This window comes from Marisediminitalea sp., assembly GCF_984433645.1.
The window spans coordinates 44,923-59,533 of record NZ_CFIDRX010000006.1; the positions used below are offsets into that span (position 1 = coordinate 44,923).

Genomic DNA, 14,611 nt, shown 5'->3' on the forward strand with positions numbered 1-14,611 from the left:
ACGTATCACTTAAAAAGGAACATCACATGAAGAAATCAGTATTGAGCTGTTGTTTATTCCTGCTTGTGCCCGGCGCAATGGCAGAACAGGTTTACAGCGATCCTAACCCGGTCACTCGTTCATTGGTATTACAGCATGAAGAGGCCGTAGTTACTGCGGGTGCAGGCTATGGTGAGTCGCACAATGGTGAGAGTATCACAACGCCGCTGTTGGCGTTTGCTTATGGTGTAACAGATGATGTCACCATTGGCCCACTGGGTGTGCGCTATCGGTTTACCGCGTTTGACAGCGGTAATCAGCCCAACCTGGAACTGGTGGCAGAAGGCGGCCTAATGGGCTTCTACGAGTCTGAAGAATTTGGCGATAGCTTTGCTGTTGGCTCGGGATTCGCCGGCAAGTACCGCCTCTCTTCTCAGTTCGCCTTCACCTTTGGCGCGCATTACGTGTCATGGATAGAAGACGAACGCGACAATCGCAGCGAAGTGCGCGCCAATGGCGGTATGTTGTACCAGGTGCATCCGAAACTCACATTGTTTGCTCAGGCAGAGTACCGTGAGTTGAAAGACTTTGCTCAGGACAATGCGGTAAATGCATCGGTTGGCGGTATCTGGAACGTATCACGCCGATCTGAAGTGACGTTTGCGGTTAATTATGATGATTTCGAACCGGCCAAAGACGGCTATGAAGATGACTCACTGGCGGAGTGCTTGATGGGACTCAGCTATACCTATCGTTATTAAGCTGACAAACCCAAAGGGCGCAGCGACGGGGAAAGGGCACTTTTCCCCGCCGCTACTTTTATACGCGGTTTCGTTTCACAATGGCCGCATATTCATGAGCGCTCGGCTTAGCCTTGCGCTCAAAGGTCTTGCGATCGACGGTGTGCAAGCCAAAGTGCTCGTCATAGCCGCTGATCCATTCGTAATTGTCCAGCAGCGTCCAGTGAATATACCCTTTCACCGGCACACCACCTTCGATAGTGTGTTGCAGGTTGCGCAGAGACTCGCGAATAAACCAGGCTCGCTGGTTGTCGTCTTCCGTGCCAATACCGTGCTCTGTTACCACAATCGGCTTTTTGGTTTTGTCGTAGGTGTACTGCACACAATTTGCCAGCGACGTGGGTTCTACCCAATGGCCTGAGTGATTGAGCTGCGCCGTCGCAGGAATGGGTAATTTGCCATCAGGTCCCCACTCGACGCGTTCGTAGTTTTGCACCCCGATAAAATCGGTTTCATCAACCGCTAACCAGGCGCCGTAATTATAGTCGCGCATTTTGTCGCGCATGGCGTCACCGCCTTTGGACTGGTCATCCAGCATTGCCAAAGTAAAGCCGACATCCAGATTACTGCGCTGCGCCTTAATAGCCTCACGGGCCAGCTTATGACCTATTAGCAATTGCTCATTGATGGTGTCCAGGTCGCCTAATCGCGCCGAATTCAAGCCACAAAAATACTCGCTGTTTACCGCTTTCGCGGCGGCTGTCAGCATCTTGTCCTGCATGTCCCAAACAAAATCAGGCACACCCAGCACTTTTAATAACCGCAACAGGTTCGGCTCATTGAACGTGACCGCATAGCCAATGCCATCGGCCAGTTGCGCTGCGACTTTGGAACAGTAATCGGCAAACAATGCCGGTGCCTGCTTGTTCGTCCAGCCCCCTTGAGCGGCAAACCATACCGGACTGGCAAAGTGGTTAAAGCTGACCAGTGGAATGAGATTGCGCTTGTGACAGCCTTCGATAATGCGTTTGTAATGGTCGATCATGGCCTGGGAATACAGACCGGGTTCTGGCTGAATACGCGCCCATTCAATGGAAAAGCGATATGCGCTGAATCCCAGCGCCTTACACAAGTCGAGGTCCTGTTCCCACAACATAAAGCTGTTACAGGCGTCACCGGACGGCTCCTTGAATAAGGTAGGCTTTACATGTTCCAGCAACCAAATGTCTGAGTTGACATTGTTACCCTCAACCTGGTGACCGGCACTGGCCGCTCCCCAGAAAAAGTTGTCCGGAAACGGCTTCCCGGCTTCACTTGCCGAACTACCGCTTTTTGCGAACAACGGTGCACTCACCGTTGCAGAGGCCATGGCCAGAAATTGACGTCGATTAATCATACTGCGCTCGAATTCATTACTTTTTTATAGCGTGATTGTAAAAATATCGTGAATAACGTGACAAATAAAATAATAATTTTTATTGTTAATATAGTTTCAGACTATACAAAGAGAATTCAGGTAATGAGAATCGACCCCCGCACCCTACGTTTATTCTTAGCTGTTTGCCGCGAAGGCACCATTAGCGGAGCGGCTCGCGCCGAGCACCTCTCGCAGCCTTCCGTGTCGGTTGCCATTAATCAGTTGGAGCGGGTGCTGCAAACCACGCTGTTTACCCGTAACCGCCAGGGCATTGAGTTAACCCAGGCGGGAATTGCGCTAGAAATGAAAGCCCGCGCGGTGGAAAGCCTGTTACACAGCGCCCAGGAAGAAATTCAGCTGCTCGCCGAAGACATTGGCGGGCCATTAACCATTGGCGGCACGCCCGGGGCACTGTCTACCACCATGGGCCGCTTTATTGGCGGCTTTTCCGCTGAACATCCACGTTTCAAGCTGCGCATTCTCGAACGCCCCGACGCCGTTGTGCAAAACATGTTGCGCAGCTATGAGATAGATTTAGCCATCGTAACGTCGGGTATGCGTGAGTCGAACGAAGAGTTTCGGGAGCAACCCGTGCTCAGCGATCCGTTTTCGGTCATAGTTGGGCCGGGTAATGAGCACCTGGGGGACGCCGTTCAGCTGAGCGACCTCACCGATATGCACTGGGTACTTCCCGACGCGGTAGGCGGCTTTCGCAAACAAATCGATGCCTTGTTCATAAACAGTGACGCCCGACTCCCCGCCAATGTCATTTTGTCTGACTCCATTTTGTCGACCAAAGCCATTGTTAAGCACAGCCAGTACATCACCATTCTGCCCAATGAACTGGTGAGTACCGAAATCCATGCCGGGTCGCTGCGCGCAGTGCGCATAGAAGGGATCAACTTCCAGCGAAAAGTCGGCTTATTGTGGATGGCAGAACGACAGCTACCGCCTATCGCTCAGGCGTTCGTCGATTTTGTGGTCAGTCATACCAATCCATAGTTTTTACCTATACTTAACAAAAAAATAAATATTTGATCAAATATATCCTGCGGCCAAAAATAGCGATAGCCCAGACGTAAACAGGGACAATCTCATGCGAACTATCATAAAAAATGCCCGTATTTTCGACGGTACCGGCCGCAAACCTTTTCCCGGCTCAGTCGCGGTTGAAGGCAACCGTATCACCGATGTCAGTGAATCCGACATCACTGCAGCCAGTGGCGACCGCATTATCAATGCCGATGGCCGGGTGCTTATGCCTGGCCTGGTGGAAGCTCACGCTCACCTGACCTGGCCGACCTCGGTAGAAAAATTTGTACCGGGTATGTACTTACCGCCAGAAGAGCTGGCACTGACAGCTGCGCGCAATGCCCGCATTCTGCTGGATCACGGTTTTACCAGTGCCTATTCCGCTGGAGCGCTCAGCAAGAAGCTCGAAATTAGCCTGAACGAACATTTAACCACCGGCGGTTTGCCGGGTCCGCGTCTTATTCCTTCCTCTGTTGAACGCGAGCCGCCCAATGATTCAGAACTGGATCCGGGGCAAGCCGACAAGCACGAGCACGGTCCAGAGGGCGTAAAAGCCTTTGTGAAAGAATGTGCAGACATAGGCGCGAAAGCCGTTAAATTCCTGATATCCGGCGAAAACGCATTAAAACCGGGCGCATCTCACGAGTTGCTTTACTCGGAAGAAGAAATTCTCGCCGCAGGCGAACAAGCCAAAGCCAGTGATGTCTGGTTAACCGGTCACGCACACGCGGCAGAAGCCGTTAAGTTAGGTGTTCGCGCCGGATTCCGCGTGCTGTATCACTGCACCTATGCAGATGACGAAGCTATCGACATGCTGCTCGCCAATAAAGACAACATGTTTGTTGCACCTACCATCGGTATTGTTCAGGCCACGCTGGATGCGACTCCGCCGCCGCACATGGACATGACATACATGAAGGAAGACGCCGCAGATGTAATGGCCCATCAGATTAAACTGGTGGCAAAACTCAAAGCCGGTGGCATGAAACTGCTACCCGGTGGCGACTACGGCTTCCCATTCAACCCGAATGGCCGCAATGCCCGGGATTTGGAATTGTGGGTTCAGCACTTCAACTACACACCAGAGGAAGTACTGCACGCAGCAACCCAACTTGGTGGTGAAATCATGGGCATGGGTGACGAGCTGGGACTGGTTAAAACTGGTTATCTGGCAGACCTGCTGCTGATTGATGGCGATCCTACTGAAGACGTCACCATCCTGCAGAACAAAGCGAATATCAGCCTGATTATGAAAGACGGCGACGCTTACAAACTGCCGCTGTCACTGCTGACTACCGCCGCTTAGGAGCCACACATATGTATGATATTGCAATTATCGGCTGCGGGCCGGTAGGGGCACTTGCGGCCAATTTTCTGGGTAAGCAAGGCTGGAAAGTGCTGGTTGTCGAGCGCGAAGCGAACCCCTATCCACTGCCCAGAGCGGTGCATTTAGATCACGAAATGGTCCGACTGTTCCAGAACATCGACCTGCATCACACCATTCTGCCAGACATGCGCGACACCGAAGGCCACCTTCATGTTGGGGCCGACCACGGCGTACTGCGCTACATGGGAACGTCGGGTAAACCGCGTCCGTTTGGCTGGTCTAACGATTATTTTTTCTATCAGCCTGAGCTGGAAGATCACCTGCGCAATGCCCTTTCGCGTTTCGAAAATGTCGACGTAAATCTGGGTACCGAACTGATTGATCTGCACAGCACTCAGTCCAGCGTAACGCTGACCCTCGTATGTGACGGTAACAAATACACAGCGGGCGCTAAGTATGTCATTGCCTGTGATGGCGCGCGCAGTCAGGTGCGCAAAGCACTGGGTGTCAAACTGGACGACCTGCAGTTTGAAGAACCCTGGCTCGTGGTTGACGCAGAAGTGGATGGGCCGGTTACGTTTCCGCCTATCGCGAACTTGCCGGATGACTGTGACATTCAACAGCTGTCGGTAATGATGTGTAACCCCAACCGTCCGGCTACCGTAGTGCCCGGCCGGGGCAACCACCGCCGCTGGGAGCTTATGCTCAAACCCGGCGAAGACGATGATGCCATGATGGAGCCAGACAACGTAGCCGCTTTGCTGAAACCCTGGTTGCAGGATGTGCCACACAAGATTGTGCGCGCTGCGACGTACCGATTCCACGGCCTGGTTGCCGAACAATGGCGGGTGGGTAATGTCTTTCTGGCTGGCGATGCCGCGCACCAGACCCCACCGTTTTTCGGTCAGGGCATGTGCCACGGCTTCCGCGATGCAGTAAACCTCAGTTGGAAGCTGGATCTGGTATTAAAAGGCCTGTCCCCTGACAGCCTGCTGGATACTTATCAAACTGAACGCGACCCCCATGTGCGTGCGGTCATCAATGCCGCTGTCGATGCCGGCCGCTATATTTGTATGCTCGACCCGGAACAAGCCGCCCAGCGCGATGCCATGATCCGCGAAAAAGTGAAACGCAACGAGCTGCCAACCACGGCTGCCGATTTGATTCCCCCAGTGCGCAATGGCTTAGTTGCCAGTGGCACGACCAAAGCCGGTGCACGATTCATTCAGCCTTGGGTGGAACTGGATGGCGAGCGCAAACTGCTGGATGACGTCACCGACGGACAATGGCGATTATTGGTAAACAGCCAGCGTTTGTCGAAGAGCAATCAGACACTACTGTCTGCCTTACAACAACAAATCGATATTCAGGCCACCCTGCTAACCGACCTGGAATGCGATGCGCTGTCGACCTGGCTGGCAGATGCCGATGCGCAAGCCGTATTGCTGCGTCCCGACCACTATGTGTTTGGCACCGCCACTGAATCATCACTGGGAGAATTACTGAACACGCTGGCCAACCAGCTGTTTTCTTCCTCTCCGTTAACGTCACAGGAAGCCGCGCAATGACTCTGACCCTACAACAAGCAGAATGCGTAGCAAACGCGACGCTGGCCTATGCCAGCGAAAACAATGTAAAGCCACTTGCCGTGGCGGTACTGGATGCGGGCGGCCATGCCGTGGTGTTTAAACGCCAGGACGGCGCCAGCCTGTATCGCGGCGATATTGCAAACGCGAAGGCCAAAGGCGCTCTCGGCATGGGCTTTAACACCCGGGGCATTGCCGAAAAAGCCAAAAACAACCCGGTATTCTTCAACAGCCTGACCGCCATACCCGGTATTGAAATCGCCTTATCACCGGGCGGCAATTTAATCAAAGCGCCCGACGGCACACTGCTCGGTGCCATTGGCATCAGCGGTGACACCGGTGATGTTGACGAACAATGCGCAATAGCAGGTATCGCAGCGCTGCAATTTAGCGAGGACAAATAATCATGCGATTACGCAGTATTGAACTAGTACTCCCGAAAGCCGCCGGTGCTGCGGACTTTCTGGTCAATGTATGGCATACCAAGCTAGCGGCCAGTCCGGCCGACGCACGTACGGATGCCAAAGCAAATACCCATTACATTCGCGGTTCGGGTAGCTTCCCGTATCTGGTTGCACTTGAAGAAGGCGAGGAGTCATTCGTTCGCAGTGTGACCTTTGTGTGCGAGCAAGCCGACATCGACCGTATTGAACAAAACGCTCGCGCCAAAGCGCTCAATGTAACCCCTGAGACCTCAGCCGACTTAGGCGGCGGTCACGGGATCATCGTAGAGATGCCAGAGGGCGAACTATTTCGGTTCTTAACCGGCAGTGAAGAAGTGGCCCCCATCGACGATCCGGATTTGCCGGTCAAGCTCACCCACGTTGTGTGCAACGCCGTCGATGCAGAACAATCCGGCTTAGCGGTAGAAGAGATCCTGAATTTCACCGTATCTGACCGCACCAAAGGCATGGTGTTTGTGCGTTGTAACGCGTCGCACCACAGCACCGCATTCGCACGCGCAGGATTCAATTCACTCAATCATATCGCGTTTGAAATGGCTGATATGGACGCCGTTATGCGTGGCGTTGGCCGACTGCGTGATTACGAATATGCCCCAGCCTGGGGACCCGGTCGCCACGGGCCCGGCGACAATGTATTTGCCTATTTTATTGCGCCGTTTGGCGCGGTTGTTGAGTTTTCAACGGCGGTTGAAATTGTGCCCGACGATTATCAAGCCGGTGCACCAGAAGACTGGACCTGGCCTGAAAACCGAATCGACCAATGGGGTATGTCTGACAAAGATTTCGCCGGCCTGAAGGACGCTGAAGCCAACTTCAAATTTAAACGCACCTGGCAGCCAGCCTGAACAGTAAGTGAGCAGAGATAATGAAATACGTAAGTTTTACCCTTAGCGATGGCAGTGCCGGATTTGGCCGCCTGCACGGTGACACCATTGAAGTACTGAGCAGCCACGCTGCTGACTTAAAAGCCGCCATTGATGCGGGCACACTGGCAACGCTTGGCAGCGAAGAGCAACTGGCTCTAGACAGCGTAACGCTGGCGCCCGTCATCCCAAATCCGGGCAAAGTATTTTGTGTGGGCCACAACTACGAAACCCACCGCCAGGAAACCGGCCGCGCCGCAACGGAATACCCGTCTATTTTTGTGCGCTTTGCCGATTCGTTAGGCGCACACAATCAGCCAATCGTCATGCCGAAAGTATCAACCGACCTCGATTACGAGGGCGAACTGGCGGTTATTATTGGCAAAGGCGGACGCTATATCAGCGAAGAAGACGCCATGTCACATATAGCGGGTTACGCCTGTTTTAACGATGCCTCTGTGCGCGACTGGCAATGGCATAGCCGTCAGTTTACGCCCGGTAAAAACTTCCCAACCACCGGCCCATTCGGCCCGTTCATGGTAACACCGGACGAAGCCGGCGATCTTTCCGAAGTGAACGTCACCACCAAACTGAACGATCAAATCGTTCAGCAACAGCCTATTGGTGATATGATTTTCCCTATCGCCACGGTTATTGCCTACATCTCCAGCTTTACCCCGCTGAAGCCCGGCGATGTGATTGCCAGCGGCACGCCAGGTGGTGTTGGTGCGAAACGCACTCCTCCACTGTGGATGAAACCAGGCGATACCGTAACCGTAGAGATTGGCCCTATGGGCACGCTTAGCAACACTATTGTGGCGGAGTAATACCATGAAACAGTCTGAGTCAGCGCGTAAGGGCATCGCCGCATTAGGCACCGAAATGGGGCCGGCCATGATGGAAGGTATGCTTGCCTTATTTGCAGAAGAGCAAACCACCCTGGTTGCCCGCCAACCAGCCCTCGCCACTGACATTGCTTACGGTGAACACCCGCGGCACAGACTGGACATTTACGGTCCAACCGCTTTGCACACTGACCTTGCCGCGCGTAAAACCTCGTCGCTCCCGGTGCTGGTTTTTGTGCATGGCGGTGGCTTCCTGAAAGGTGACAAAGGCGATACCACCCGCTGGTACAACGCCTGCGTGGGTCGCATGGCCGCCGAACAGGGCATGCTGGGCGTCGTAATTAACTATCGGTTGGCACCTGAACATACCTGGCCTGCCGGTGCAGACGATCTAGCCGCTGCGGTAACCTGGCTTAAGCAGCACATTGCTGAGTACGGCGGTAACCCCGATGCGTTGTTTTTAATGGGCACCTCAGCAGGCGCAAATCACGTTGCGACCTACCATCAGCAATACAACGCACAACATGCGGTTAAAGGCCTGCTGTTGCTGTCTGGTCTTTACGGTGCCACACCACTGGATGACCGGGACACGCTCTACTACGGCGACCACAGTTTATATGATTCCCGTATGGCCTTACCCAGTATAAGTAAGTGCCCACTACCGCTATTTATAGCTTGTAGCGAATACGATCCTCCACGCTTCCAACAGGAGTGGCTGGGCCTGGTGCATCAGCGATTCACCCACAATCAACGCCTTGACCGAGCACTGGTCTTGTCGGGACATAATCACTATTCCATTGCCGGCCATCTCGGTACCAGTGACACACGCCTGGCCGATGAAATCGTGGACTTTATCAACGACATTCTCAAACCCAACGGCTAAACCACGCCGCTGAACACTGTTTGTAAGGCTATCGAAAACCGTTATAGCAGGTATGCATAATTTCCGGTGTTGCTGTGCTATCTGCTCGCTTACTGTTAACAAAATAATTACATGGAGCAAGCTATGAACTCACCTACCCTACAAAGCTACGTGCGCACGGAAACCCTGATCGGTGCAGCAATTAATGCCCTATTCAGCGTGCTATTTGTGTTTTTGATTTTTTCCGGCCAATCACAAATAGCCATGACTGGCGAAGGCGGCCTGTTGATTGACTCAATTCCACAGGGACTCGCCATTGGCCTGATGGGCGCATTTTTCCCTTCATTTCTGACTCGCAAGCGCATTAAGGGCGGTCAGGTCAGCGTGGAAGCATCCGAACACGCTGCTTCTAAATTGCCAGCACATCCTTTTGTGCGGGCGTTATTGTTCGCCGTTGCCGGTGCAATTGCCTCTCTACTTTTGTTTGTGTTGCTATCAGCCTTGATTGGCAGCGTATCATTCACCCAGGCGCTGGCGTTAAAAACAGTGTGGGGAGCATTATTAGGCGGCGTAGTGTCATACATTGCGTTGCAATTCGCCTTGCGGGATTACGCCTAATAGCTTGAGCTACTGCAGGGGTCTGGCGGCTCCAAGCGTAGGCGCATTCAAAGCCTTCGACCAATTGTGGTATGGTGTCGCCAACTAAGCCTGTTTTTTCCCATCATTTTATGACCCAACTGTTCCGTTATATTTTGCTGTCACTGCTATTCCTTACCGCTTGTACTGACAGCCCGCAGCAGGCCGACCCAAATTTCACGCCACAATTTCGTATCCAGACATATCAACCAACCAATAGCCCGGTAGTATTGGTCGACGAGGCGCATCATAACTTTCTGACCATAAATGGCCGCTTCGCCCCATTTAAACAGGTCTTGCTGAGTGACGGCTTTACTGTGAAAGCCAACACAACGCCCTTCACCGGTACCCAATTAGCGAAAGCGGATATTCTGGTGATTGCTAACGCACTGGACAGAGACCGAGCCGACTGGCAGCCGCCTTACGAATTAGCGTTGACACAACAGGAAGTTGAACAGGTCGTATTGTGGGTAAAGAACGGTGGAGCCCTGCTACTGATAGCAGATCACGCACCTTTCCCAGCAGTCATAGATAACCTAGCAAAGGCATTTGGTGTTGTTTTCACTAACGGCCATGTGAGTGCCTATACCTTTAAACGCAGCACTCATAGCCTTGCCGTTCACGCCATCACGACGGGGCGTTCCGATGAAGACAAGACCACTGAAACCCCGATATTCATGCAGCCTGTGCCTGACGCCTCGATCACGCAGATCAAAACCTTCGGCGGATCTGCGTTTCAGCCACCAGAACAGGCGACGTCGTTGCTAACACTGGGCACAGGGACGGTTTCTCACGAACCGACTATCCCTTTTCAGATTTCTGCTGACTCAAGAACGATATCAACCAGTGGCTGGAGTCAGGGAGCGGTTCTTGAATATGGCAAAGGCCGCGTTGCAGTGTTTGCCGAAGGCATGATGTTCTCATCACAGTTGGATACTAAAACCGGGCAAACTTATGGTTTACATTCACCGGGCGCAAAGCAAAACGAACAGTTTATGTTGAATGTGATGCATTGGTTGGCTGGCGATTAGTTCGCAAGGTTACTAGTAGTTGTAGTTGTAGTTGTAGTTGTAGTTGAAAAAATTACACCTATATTTAAAACCAAGTCGCCGGCTTGCAAACTTGTGGGCCTATATTCGTTTTGTTAGGTTAGATCAGACTGCGTATTCGTTTTCTCAAGCTAAGTTTGGTCTTGGAACCTCAGCGAGGAAGTGATTACAGCATTTATGGATATCTGGTAGTCAAAAAAGGATTTATAAAGGAATTACCATGAACAGGAAAAGCTTATTCTTTGGGCTAGTCGCGATTACTTTCACTCAACCAGTCCTCGCAGCACTTACTGAGTCTTACATTTGTAGTTCATGCGATTACAACGATGCCAAGGAAGCGGTAAAACAATTTTATGAAACACCTAATTGTTCCTGGAATAATGGTGGTGGTTTTTCCCATGACATGACGTTCAGTTGCAATACATCGGCAAAAGATGTCATTGTTGCCAATCCGGTTACTCAAACAGCGTATAAATTTAATGTCACTGCGACTAATGCCAATAGCGACAGTGAAGCGCTATCTATTACTGCGACGGATGCGTCACTGACGTCAATTGAAATCGATTCCCTCGAAACGTTTTACCATATACACGCTGAATTTTTAAAAGCAGCCAATACCGTTGTTTATGCAAATAATTTCTATTCTGCATCAAGCCTTAAAGCTGGTAGTGCGTCATCATCTGCGCCTGGTATAAATGAGTCCAACCTATCACCACTCAGCTCAAATCAGCAGGGTGGAGATTGTTCTAATCACCCATCTGATTACATGACCGGACCGGGAGCTCAAAGGCGTATTCATAGAGAGATGAGAGAACAAATTGCCAGTAAAATTGGCAATGCTGACTGGGCGGATTTTAATGAAGATTATGATTTTACAGGCTTAGGCTTTAGCGTCAGTAAAGATGGTGGCGGAGTCAACCTGGGTTGGTCCATCGAAAAGCAGGGAGTTTATGCCATAAAATACTATGGTGTAGACAATGTCTTATCTTTCAACGTCAGATATAAAGGAGAGTATAAAGAAAATGGTGAAAGAAACCTTTTACTAGACTTTAGTTTAGAAAGAGGCGCATCTTTAGTCGATGGCATACCATATGCGACGTTTTCAAGTGGTAACTTCGCAGATTTGGTGGACGTACTAGTCTCTTCTTGTTTGTTAGAAAACTTGGCAGGTATGGCCGATAGTATCGAAATTAACCTGGGTGATGGTGGTGGCTGGATTCCCAAAGAACGCTATGATGCTCAGTATCCCGGGACAACCCTGCCACGTGGTGGTAGTTGCGCTATTAGGTATAAGACTTGTTGGTCGAGTCAAGGAGAGCAGCAGTGCACTTCTAATGTCGCATACACAGGTGGTTGTTAATTAAAGAATATCACTGATATCACGGCCATCGCTTAAAGAAGCTTTTCATTCATATTTCTTTAAGCGATGCCTGCTTTTACTTCTAGATGAATGCTTTTTCTTTATTGATACCCAAGAATGAGTAACGAAACCTTACTGAGCTGCCCCCCTTTCTAAGCCTATGCATTAGCTGGCTGGCGGCATTTCAAGGTTACTAGAAGTTGCAGTTGAAAAAATTACACCTATATTTAAAACCAAGTCGCCGGCTTGCAAACTTGTGGGCCTATATTCGTTTTGTTAGGTTAGATCAGACTGCGTATTCGTTTTCTCAAGCTAAGTTTGGTCTTGGAACCTCAGCGAGGAAGTGATTACAGCATTTATGGATATCTGGTAGTCAAAAAAGGATTTATAAAGGAATTACCATGAACAGGAAAAGCTTATTCTTTGGGCTAGTCGCGATTACTTTCACTCAACCAGTCCTCGCAGCACTTACTGAGTCTTACATTTGTAGTTCATGCGATTACAACGATGCCAAGGAAGCGGTAAAACAATTTTATGAAACACCTAATTGTTCCTGGAATAATGGTGGTGGTTTTTCCCATGACATGACGTTCAGTTGCAATACATCGGCAAAAGATGTCATTGTTGCCAATCCGGTTACTCAAACAGCGTATAAATTTAATGTCACTGCGACTAATGCCAATAGCGACAGTGAAGCGCTATCTATTACTGCGACGGATGCGTCACTGACGTCAATTGAAATCGATTCCCTCGAAACGTTTTACCATATACACGCTGAATTTTTAAAAGCAGCCAATACCGTTGTTTATGCAAATAATTTCTATTCTGCATCAAGCCTTAAAGCTGGTAGTGCGTCATCATCTGCGCCTGGTATAAATGAGTCCAACCTATCACCACTCAGCTCAAATCAGCAGGGTGGAGATTGTTCTAATCACCCATCTGATTACATGACCGGACCGGGAGCTCAAAGGCGTATTCATAGAGAGATGAGAGAACAAATTGCCAGTAAAATTGGCAATGCTGACTGGGCGGATTTTAATGAAGATTATGATTTTACAGGCTTAGGCTTTAGCGTCAGTAAAGATGGTGGCGGAGTCAACCTGGGTTGGTCCATCGAAAAGCAGGGAGTTTATGCCATAAAATACTATGGTGTAGACAATGTCTTATCTTTCAACGTCAGATATAAAGGAGAGTATAAAGAAAATGGTGAAAGAAACCTTTTACTAGACTTTAGTTTAGAAAGAGGCGCATCTTTAGTCGATGGCATACCATATGCGACGTTTTCAAGTGGTAACTTCGCAGATTTGGTGGACGTACTAGTCTCTTCTTGTTTGTTAGAAAACTTGGCAGGTATGGCCGATAGTATCGAAATTAACCTGGGTGATGGTGGTGGCTGGATTCCCAAAGAACGCTATGATGCTCAGTATCCCGGGACAACCCTGCCACGTGGTGGTAGTTGCGCTATTAGGTATAAGACTTGTTGGTCGAGTCAAGGAGAGCAGCAGTGCACTTCTAATGTCGCATACACAGGTGGTTGTTAATTAAAGAATATCACTGATATCACGGCCATTGCTTAAAGAAGCTCTTCATTCATATTTCTTTAGGCGATGCCCGCTTTTACTTCTAGATGAATACTTTTTCGTTATTGATATCCGAGAATGAGTAACGAAACATTACTGAGCTCCCCCCTTTCTAAGCCTATGCATTGGCTGGCGGGGTCACGCCTTTTTCCGTTTAAGTAACTCCATCTGCAGCAGCACACTGCCACGCATAATGACGCTGGCGCCATTTAATACCAACAGCGGCCAGCTTTGGCTGAGCGGCATGGTTAAGCCAAATAGCAGCGTACTGACATCTTTTATTAAGATACTGCGAAACAAGCCGAAGGACAGTGCGCCTATCTCACCGTAGCGACGCAGAATCAGCCATTGATGTGCTGTTCCCTGGATCAGAATAGCTGTCACCACCAGCATTAGCCCGTTGGCCCCTATTTGTGCAAAGGCGGGAAACGGGCGATAACCCATGGAGATAAATCCACCGCACAGGGCTAAACCTGAGACAAGCAACGTCAAAAAGGTGGTTGATGTGCGCCTTTCCTGCCAGATGCGCCAAAGAATAACCAGCGTAAGTAATAGCGCGCCACAGCGAGTCCACACCAGATAATGATTGAATGGCTCGACGGCAATGCCGAACATAAAATTAGCGTAGAAAGCAAAAAAGCTTGAGCCAAACTGATTGAGCGACAAACTTTGGGTACCATGCGCATTGCTTTGGCGGTGAAGATGAATACGCCTGTTCTGAGCCCATAATCCAAGCCAGGTGAGTATAAACAGAACTGCACTGAGTATGCCGAGTACGTGGTACAACATATCGAAATGGATTGATGACGAAGTATGCTGATGATATCACGATTGGCTCACTAATATCGCGACGCAAGTTCCCTGATATCGC

Annotated in this window: 14 protein-coding genes; 12 read left to right on the forward strand and 2 right to left on the reverse strand. The window is 50.4% G+C overall.

What is annotated here, in order from left to right; all coding sequences use genetic code 11:
• Nucleotides 1-26: 26 nt before the first annotated feature.
• Nucleotides 27-740, forward strand: a complete 714-nt coding sequence (locus tag AC4MRN_RS01905) for a hypothetical protein (protein WP_491202340.1) — start codon at nt 27-29, stop codon at nt 738-740.
• Nucleotides 741-798: 58 nt separating this feature from the next.
• On the opposite strand, the gene AC4MRN_RS01910 is transcribed toward AC4MRN_RS01905, so the two are convergent.
• Nucleotides 799-2,115: a family 1 glycosylhydrolase gene (locus AC4MRN_RS01910; protein ID WP_491202341.1), complete on the reverse strand. Its 1,317-nt coding sequence runs from the start codon at nt 2,113-2,115 to the stop codon at nt 799-801.
• Nucleotides 2,116-2,238: 123 nt separating this feature from the next.
• Here AC4MRN_RS01910 and AC4MRN_RS01915 point away from each other — a divergent pair, with 123 nt between their 5' ends.
• The 11 genes from AC4MRN_RS01915 (at nt 2,239) to AC4MRN_RS01965 (ending at nt 13,701) form a co-directional block, all read left to right on the forward strand.
• Nucleotides 2,239-3,138: a LysR family transcriptional regulator gene (locus tag AC4MRN_RS01915; protein ID WP_370167214.1), complete on the forward strand. Its 900-nt coding sequence runs from the start codon at nt 2,239-2,241 to the stop codon at nt 3,136-3,138.
• 94 nt (nt 3,139-3,232) lie between these two features.
• Nucleotides 3,233-4,474: an amidohydrolase family protein gene (locus AC4MRN_RS01920; RefSeq protein ID WP_155013328.1), complete on the forward strand. Its 1,242-nt coding sequence runs from the start codon at nt 3,233-3,235 to the stop codon at nt 4,472-4,474.
• A gap of 11 nt (nt 4,475-4,485) precedes the next feature.
• Nucleotides 4,486-6,063, forward strand: coding sequence for a bifunctional 3-(3-hydroxy-phenyl)propionate/3-hydroxycinnamic acid hydroxylase MhpA (mhpA, locus tag AC4MRN_RS01925; RefSeq protein WP_491202342.1), 1,578 nt, complete (start codon nt 4,486-4,488; stop codon nt 6,061-6,063).
• Nucleotides 6,060-6,485: a GlcG/HbpS family heme-binding protein gene (locus AC4MRN_RS01930; RefSeq protein WP_073324128.1), complete on the forward strand. Its 426-nt coding sequence runs from the start codon at nt 6,060-6,062 to the stop codon at nt 6,483-6,485. The genes mhpA and AC4MRN_RS01930 overlap by 4 nt, the downstream gene beginning before the upstream one ends.
• A gap of 2 nt (nt 6,486-6,487) precedes the next feature.
• Nucleotides 6,488-7,390, forward strand: coding sequence for a VOC family protein (locus AC4MRN_RS01935; RefSeq protein WP_491202343.1), 903 nt, complete (start codon nt 6,488-6,490; stop codon nt 7,388-7,390).
• A 20-nt stretch (nt 7,391-7,410) separates the two neighbouring features.
• Nucleotides 7,411-8,235 (forward strand): fumarylacetoacetate hydrolase family protein, encoded by an 825-nt coding sequence (locus AC4MRN_RS01940; protein WP_491055711.1) that lies wholly within the window; start codon nt 7,411-7,413, stop codon nt 8,233-8,235.
• Nucleotides 8,236-8,239: 4 nt separating this feature from the next.
• The gene (locus AC4MRN_RS01945) at nt 8,240-9,136 is read left to right on the forward strand and encodes an alpha/beta hydrolase (RefSeq protein WP_491202344.1); all 897 of its coding nucleotides are present in this window, start codon (nt 8,240-8,242) and stop codon (nt 9,134-9,136) included.
• Between the two features lie 123 nt (nt 9,137-9,259).
• Nucleotides 9,260-9,733, forward strand: a complete 474-nt coding sequence (locus AC4MRN_RS01950) for a hypothetical protein (RefSeq protein WP_491055713.1) — start codon at nt 9,260-9,262, stop codon at nt 9,731-9,733.
• Nucleotides 9,734-9,843: 110 nt separating this feature from the next.
• Complete coding sequence (locus AC4MRN_RS01955; protein WP_491055714.1) at nt 9,844-10,782, forward strand: DUF4350 domain-containing protein; 939 nt, start codon at nt 9,844-9,846, stop codon at nt 10,780-10,782.
• 238 nt (nt 10,783-11,020) lie between these two features.
• Nucleotides 11,021-12,160 (forward strand): hypothetical protein, encoded by a 1,140-nt coding sequence (locus AC4MRN_RS01960; protein ID WP_491202345.1) that lies wholly within the window; start codon nt 11,021-11,023, stop codon nt 12,158-12,160.
• Nucleotides 12,161-12,561: 401 nt separating this feature from the next.
• Nucleotides 12,562-13,701 carry a hypothetical protein gene (locus AC4MRN_RS01965; protein WP_491202345.1) on the forward strand — a complete coding sequence of 380 codons (1,140 nt, stop codon included), beginning with the start codon at nt 12,562-12,564 and terminating at the stop codon, nt 13,699-13,701.
• Nucleotides 13,702-13,878: 177 nt separating this feature from the next.
• Here the strand turns inward: AC4MRN_RS01965 and AC4MRN_RS01970 are convergent, their stop codons facing one another.
• A complete protein-coding gene (locus AC4MRN_RS01970; RefSeq protein WP_073324123.1) occupies nt 13,879-14,529 on the reverse strand; it encodes a hypothetical protein in 651 nt (216 codons plus the stop codon).
• Between the last annotated feature and the right edge of the window lie 82 nt (nt 14,530-14,611).

Bases quoted from the DNA above. Each gene is read 5' to 3' on its own strand.
- AC4MRN_RS01960 (WP_491202345.1), top strand. From the start codon at position 11,021: ATGAACAGGAAAAGCTTATTCTTTGGGCTAGTCGCGATTACTTTCACT.
- AC4MRN_RS01945 (WP_491202344.1), top strand. From the start codon at position 8,240: ATGAAACAGTCTGAGTCAGCGCGTAAGGGCATCGCCGCATTAGGCACC.
- AC4MRN_RS01935 (WP_491202343.1), top strand. From the start codon at position 6,488: ATGCGATTACGCAGTATTGAACTAGTACTCCCGAAAGCCGCCGGTGCT.
- AC4MRN_RS01920 (WP_155013328.1), top strand. From the start codon at position 3,233: ATGCGAACTATCATAAAAAATGCCCGTATTTTCGACGGTACCGGCCGC.
- AC4MRN_RS01970 (WP_073324123.1), bottom strand. From the start codon at position 14,529: ATGTTGTACCACGTACTCGGCATACTCAGTGCAGTTCTGTTTATACTC.
- AC4MRN_RS01930 (WP_073324128.1), top strand. From the start codon at position 6,060: ATGACTCTGACCCTACAACAAGCAGAATGCGTAGCAAACGCGACGCTG.
- AC4MRN_RS01950 (WP_491055713.1), top strand. From the start codon at position 9,260: ATGAACTCACCTACCCTACAAAGCTACGTGCGCACGGAAACCCTGATC.
- AC4MRN_RS01940 (WP_491055711.1), top strand. From the start codon at position 7,411: ATGAAATACGTAAGTTTTACCCTTAGCGATGGCAGTGCCGGATTTGGC.
- AC4MRN_RS01910 (WP_491202341.1), bottom strand. From the start codon at position 2,115: ATGATTAATCGACGTCAATTTCTGGCCATGGCCTCTGCAACGGTGAGT.
- AC4MRN_RS01955 (WP_491055714.1), top strand. From the start codon at position 9,844: ATGACCCAACTGTTCCGTTATATTTTGCTGTCACTGCTATTCCTTACC.
- AC4MRN_RS01915 (WP_370167214.1), top strand. From the start codon at position 2,239: ATGAGAATCGACCCCCGCACCCTACGTTTATTCTTAGCTGTTTGCCGC.
- AC4MRN_RS01965 (WP_491202345.1), top strand. From the start codon at position 12,562: ATGAACAGGAAAAGCTTATTCTTTGGGCTAGTCGCGATTACTTTCACT.
- mhpA (WP_491202342.1), top strand. From the start codon at position 4,486: ATGTATGATATTGCAATTATCGGCTGCGGGCCGGTAGGGGCACTTGCG.
- AC4MRN_RS01905 (WP_491202340.1), top strand. From the start codon at position 27: ATGAAGAAATCAGTATTGAGCTGTTGTTTATTCCTGCTTGTGCCCGGC.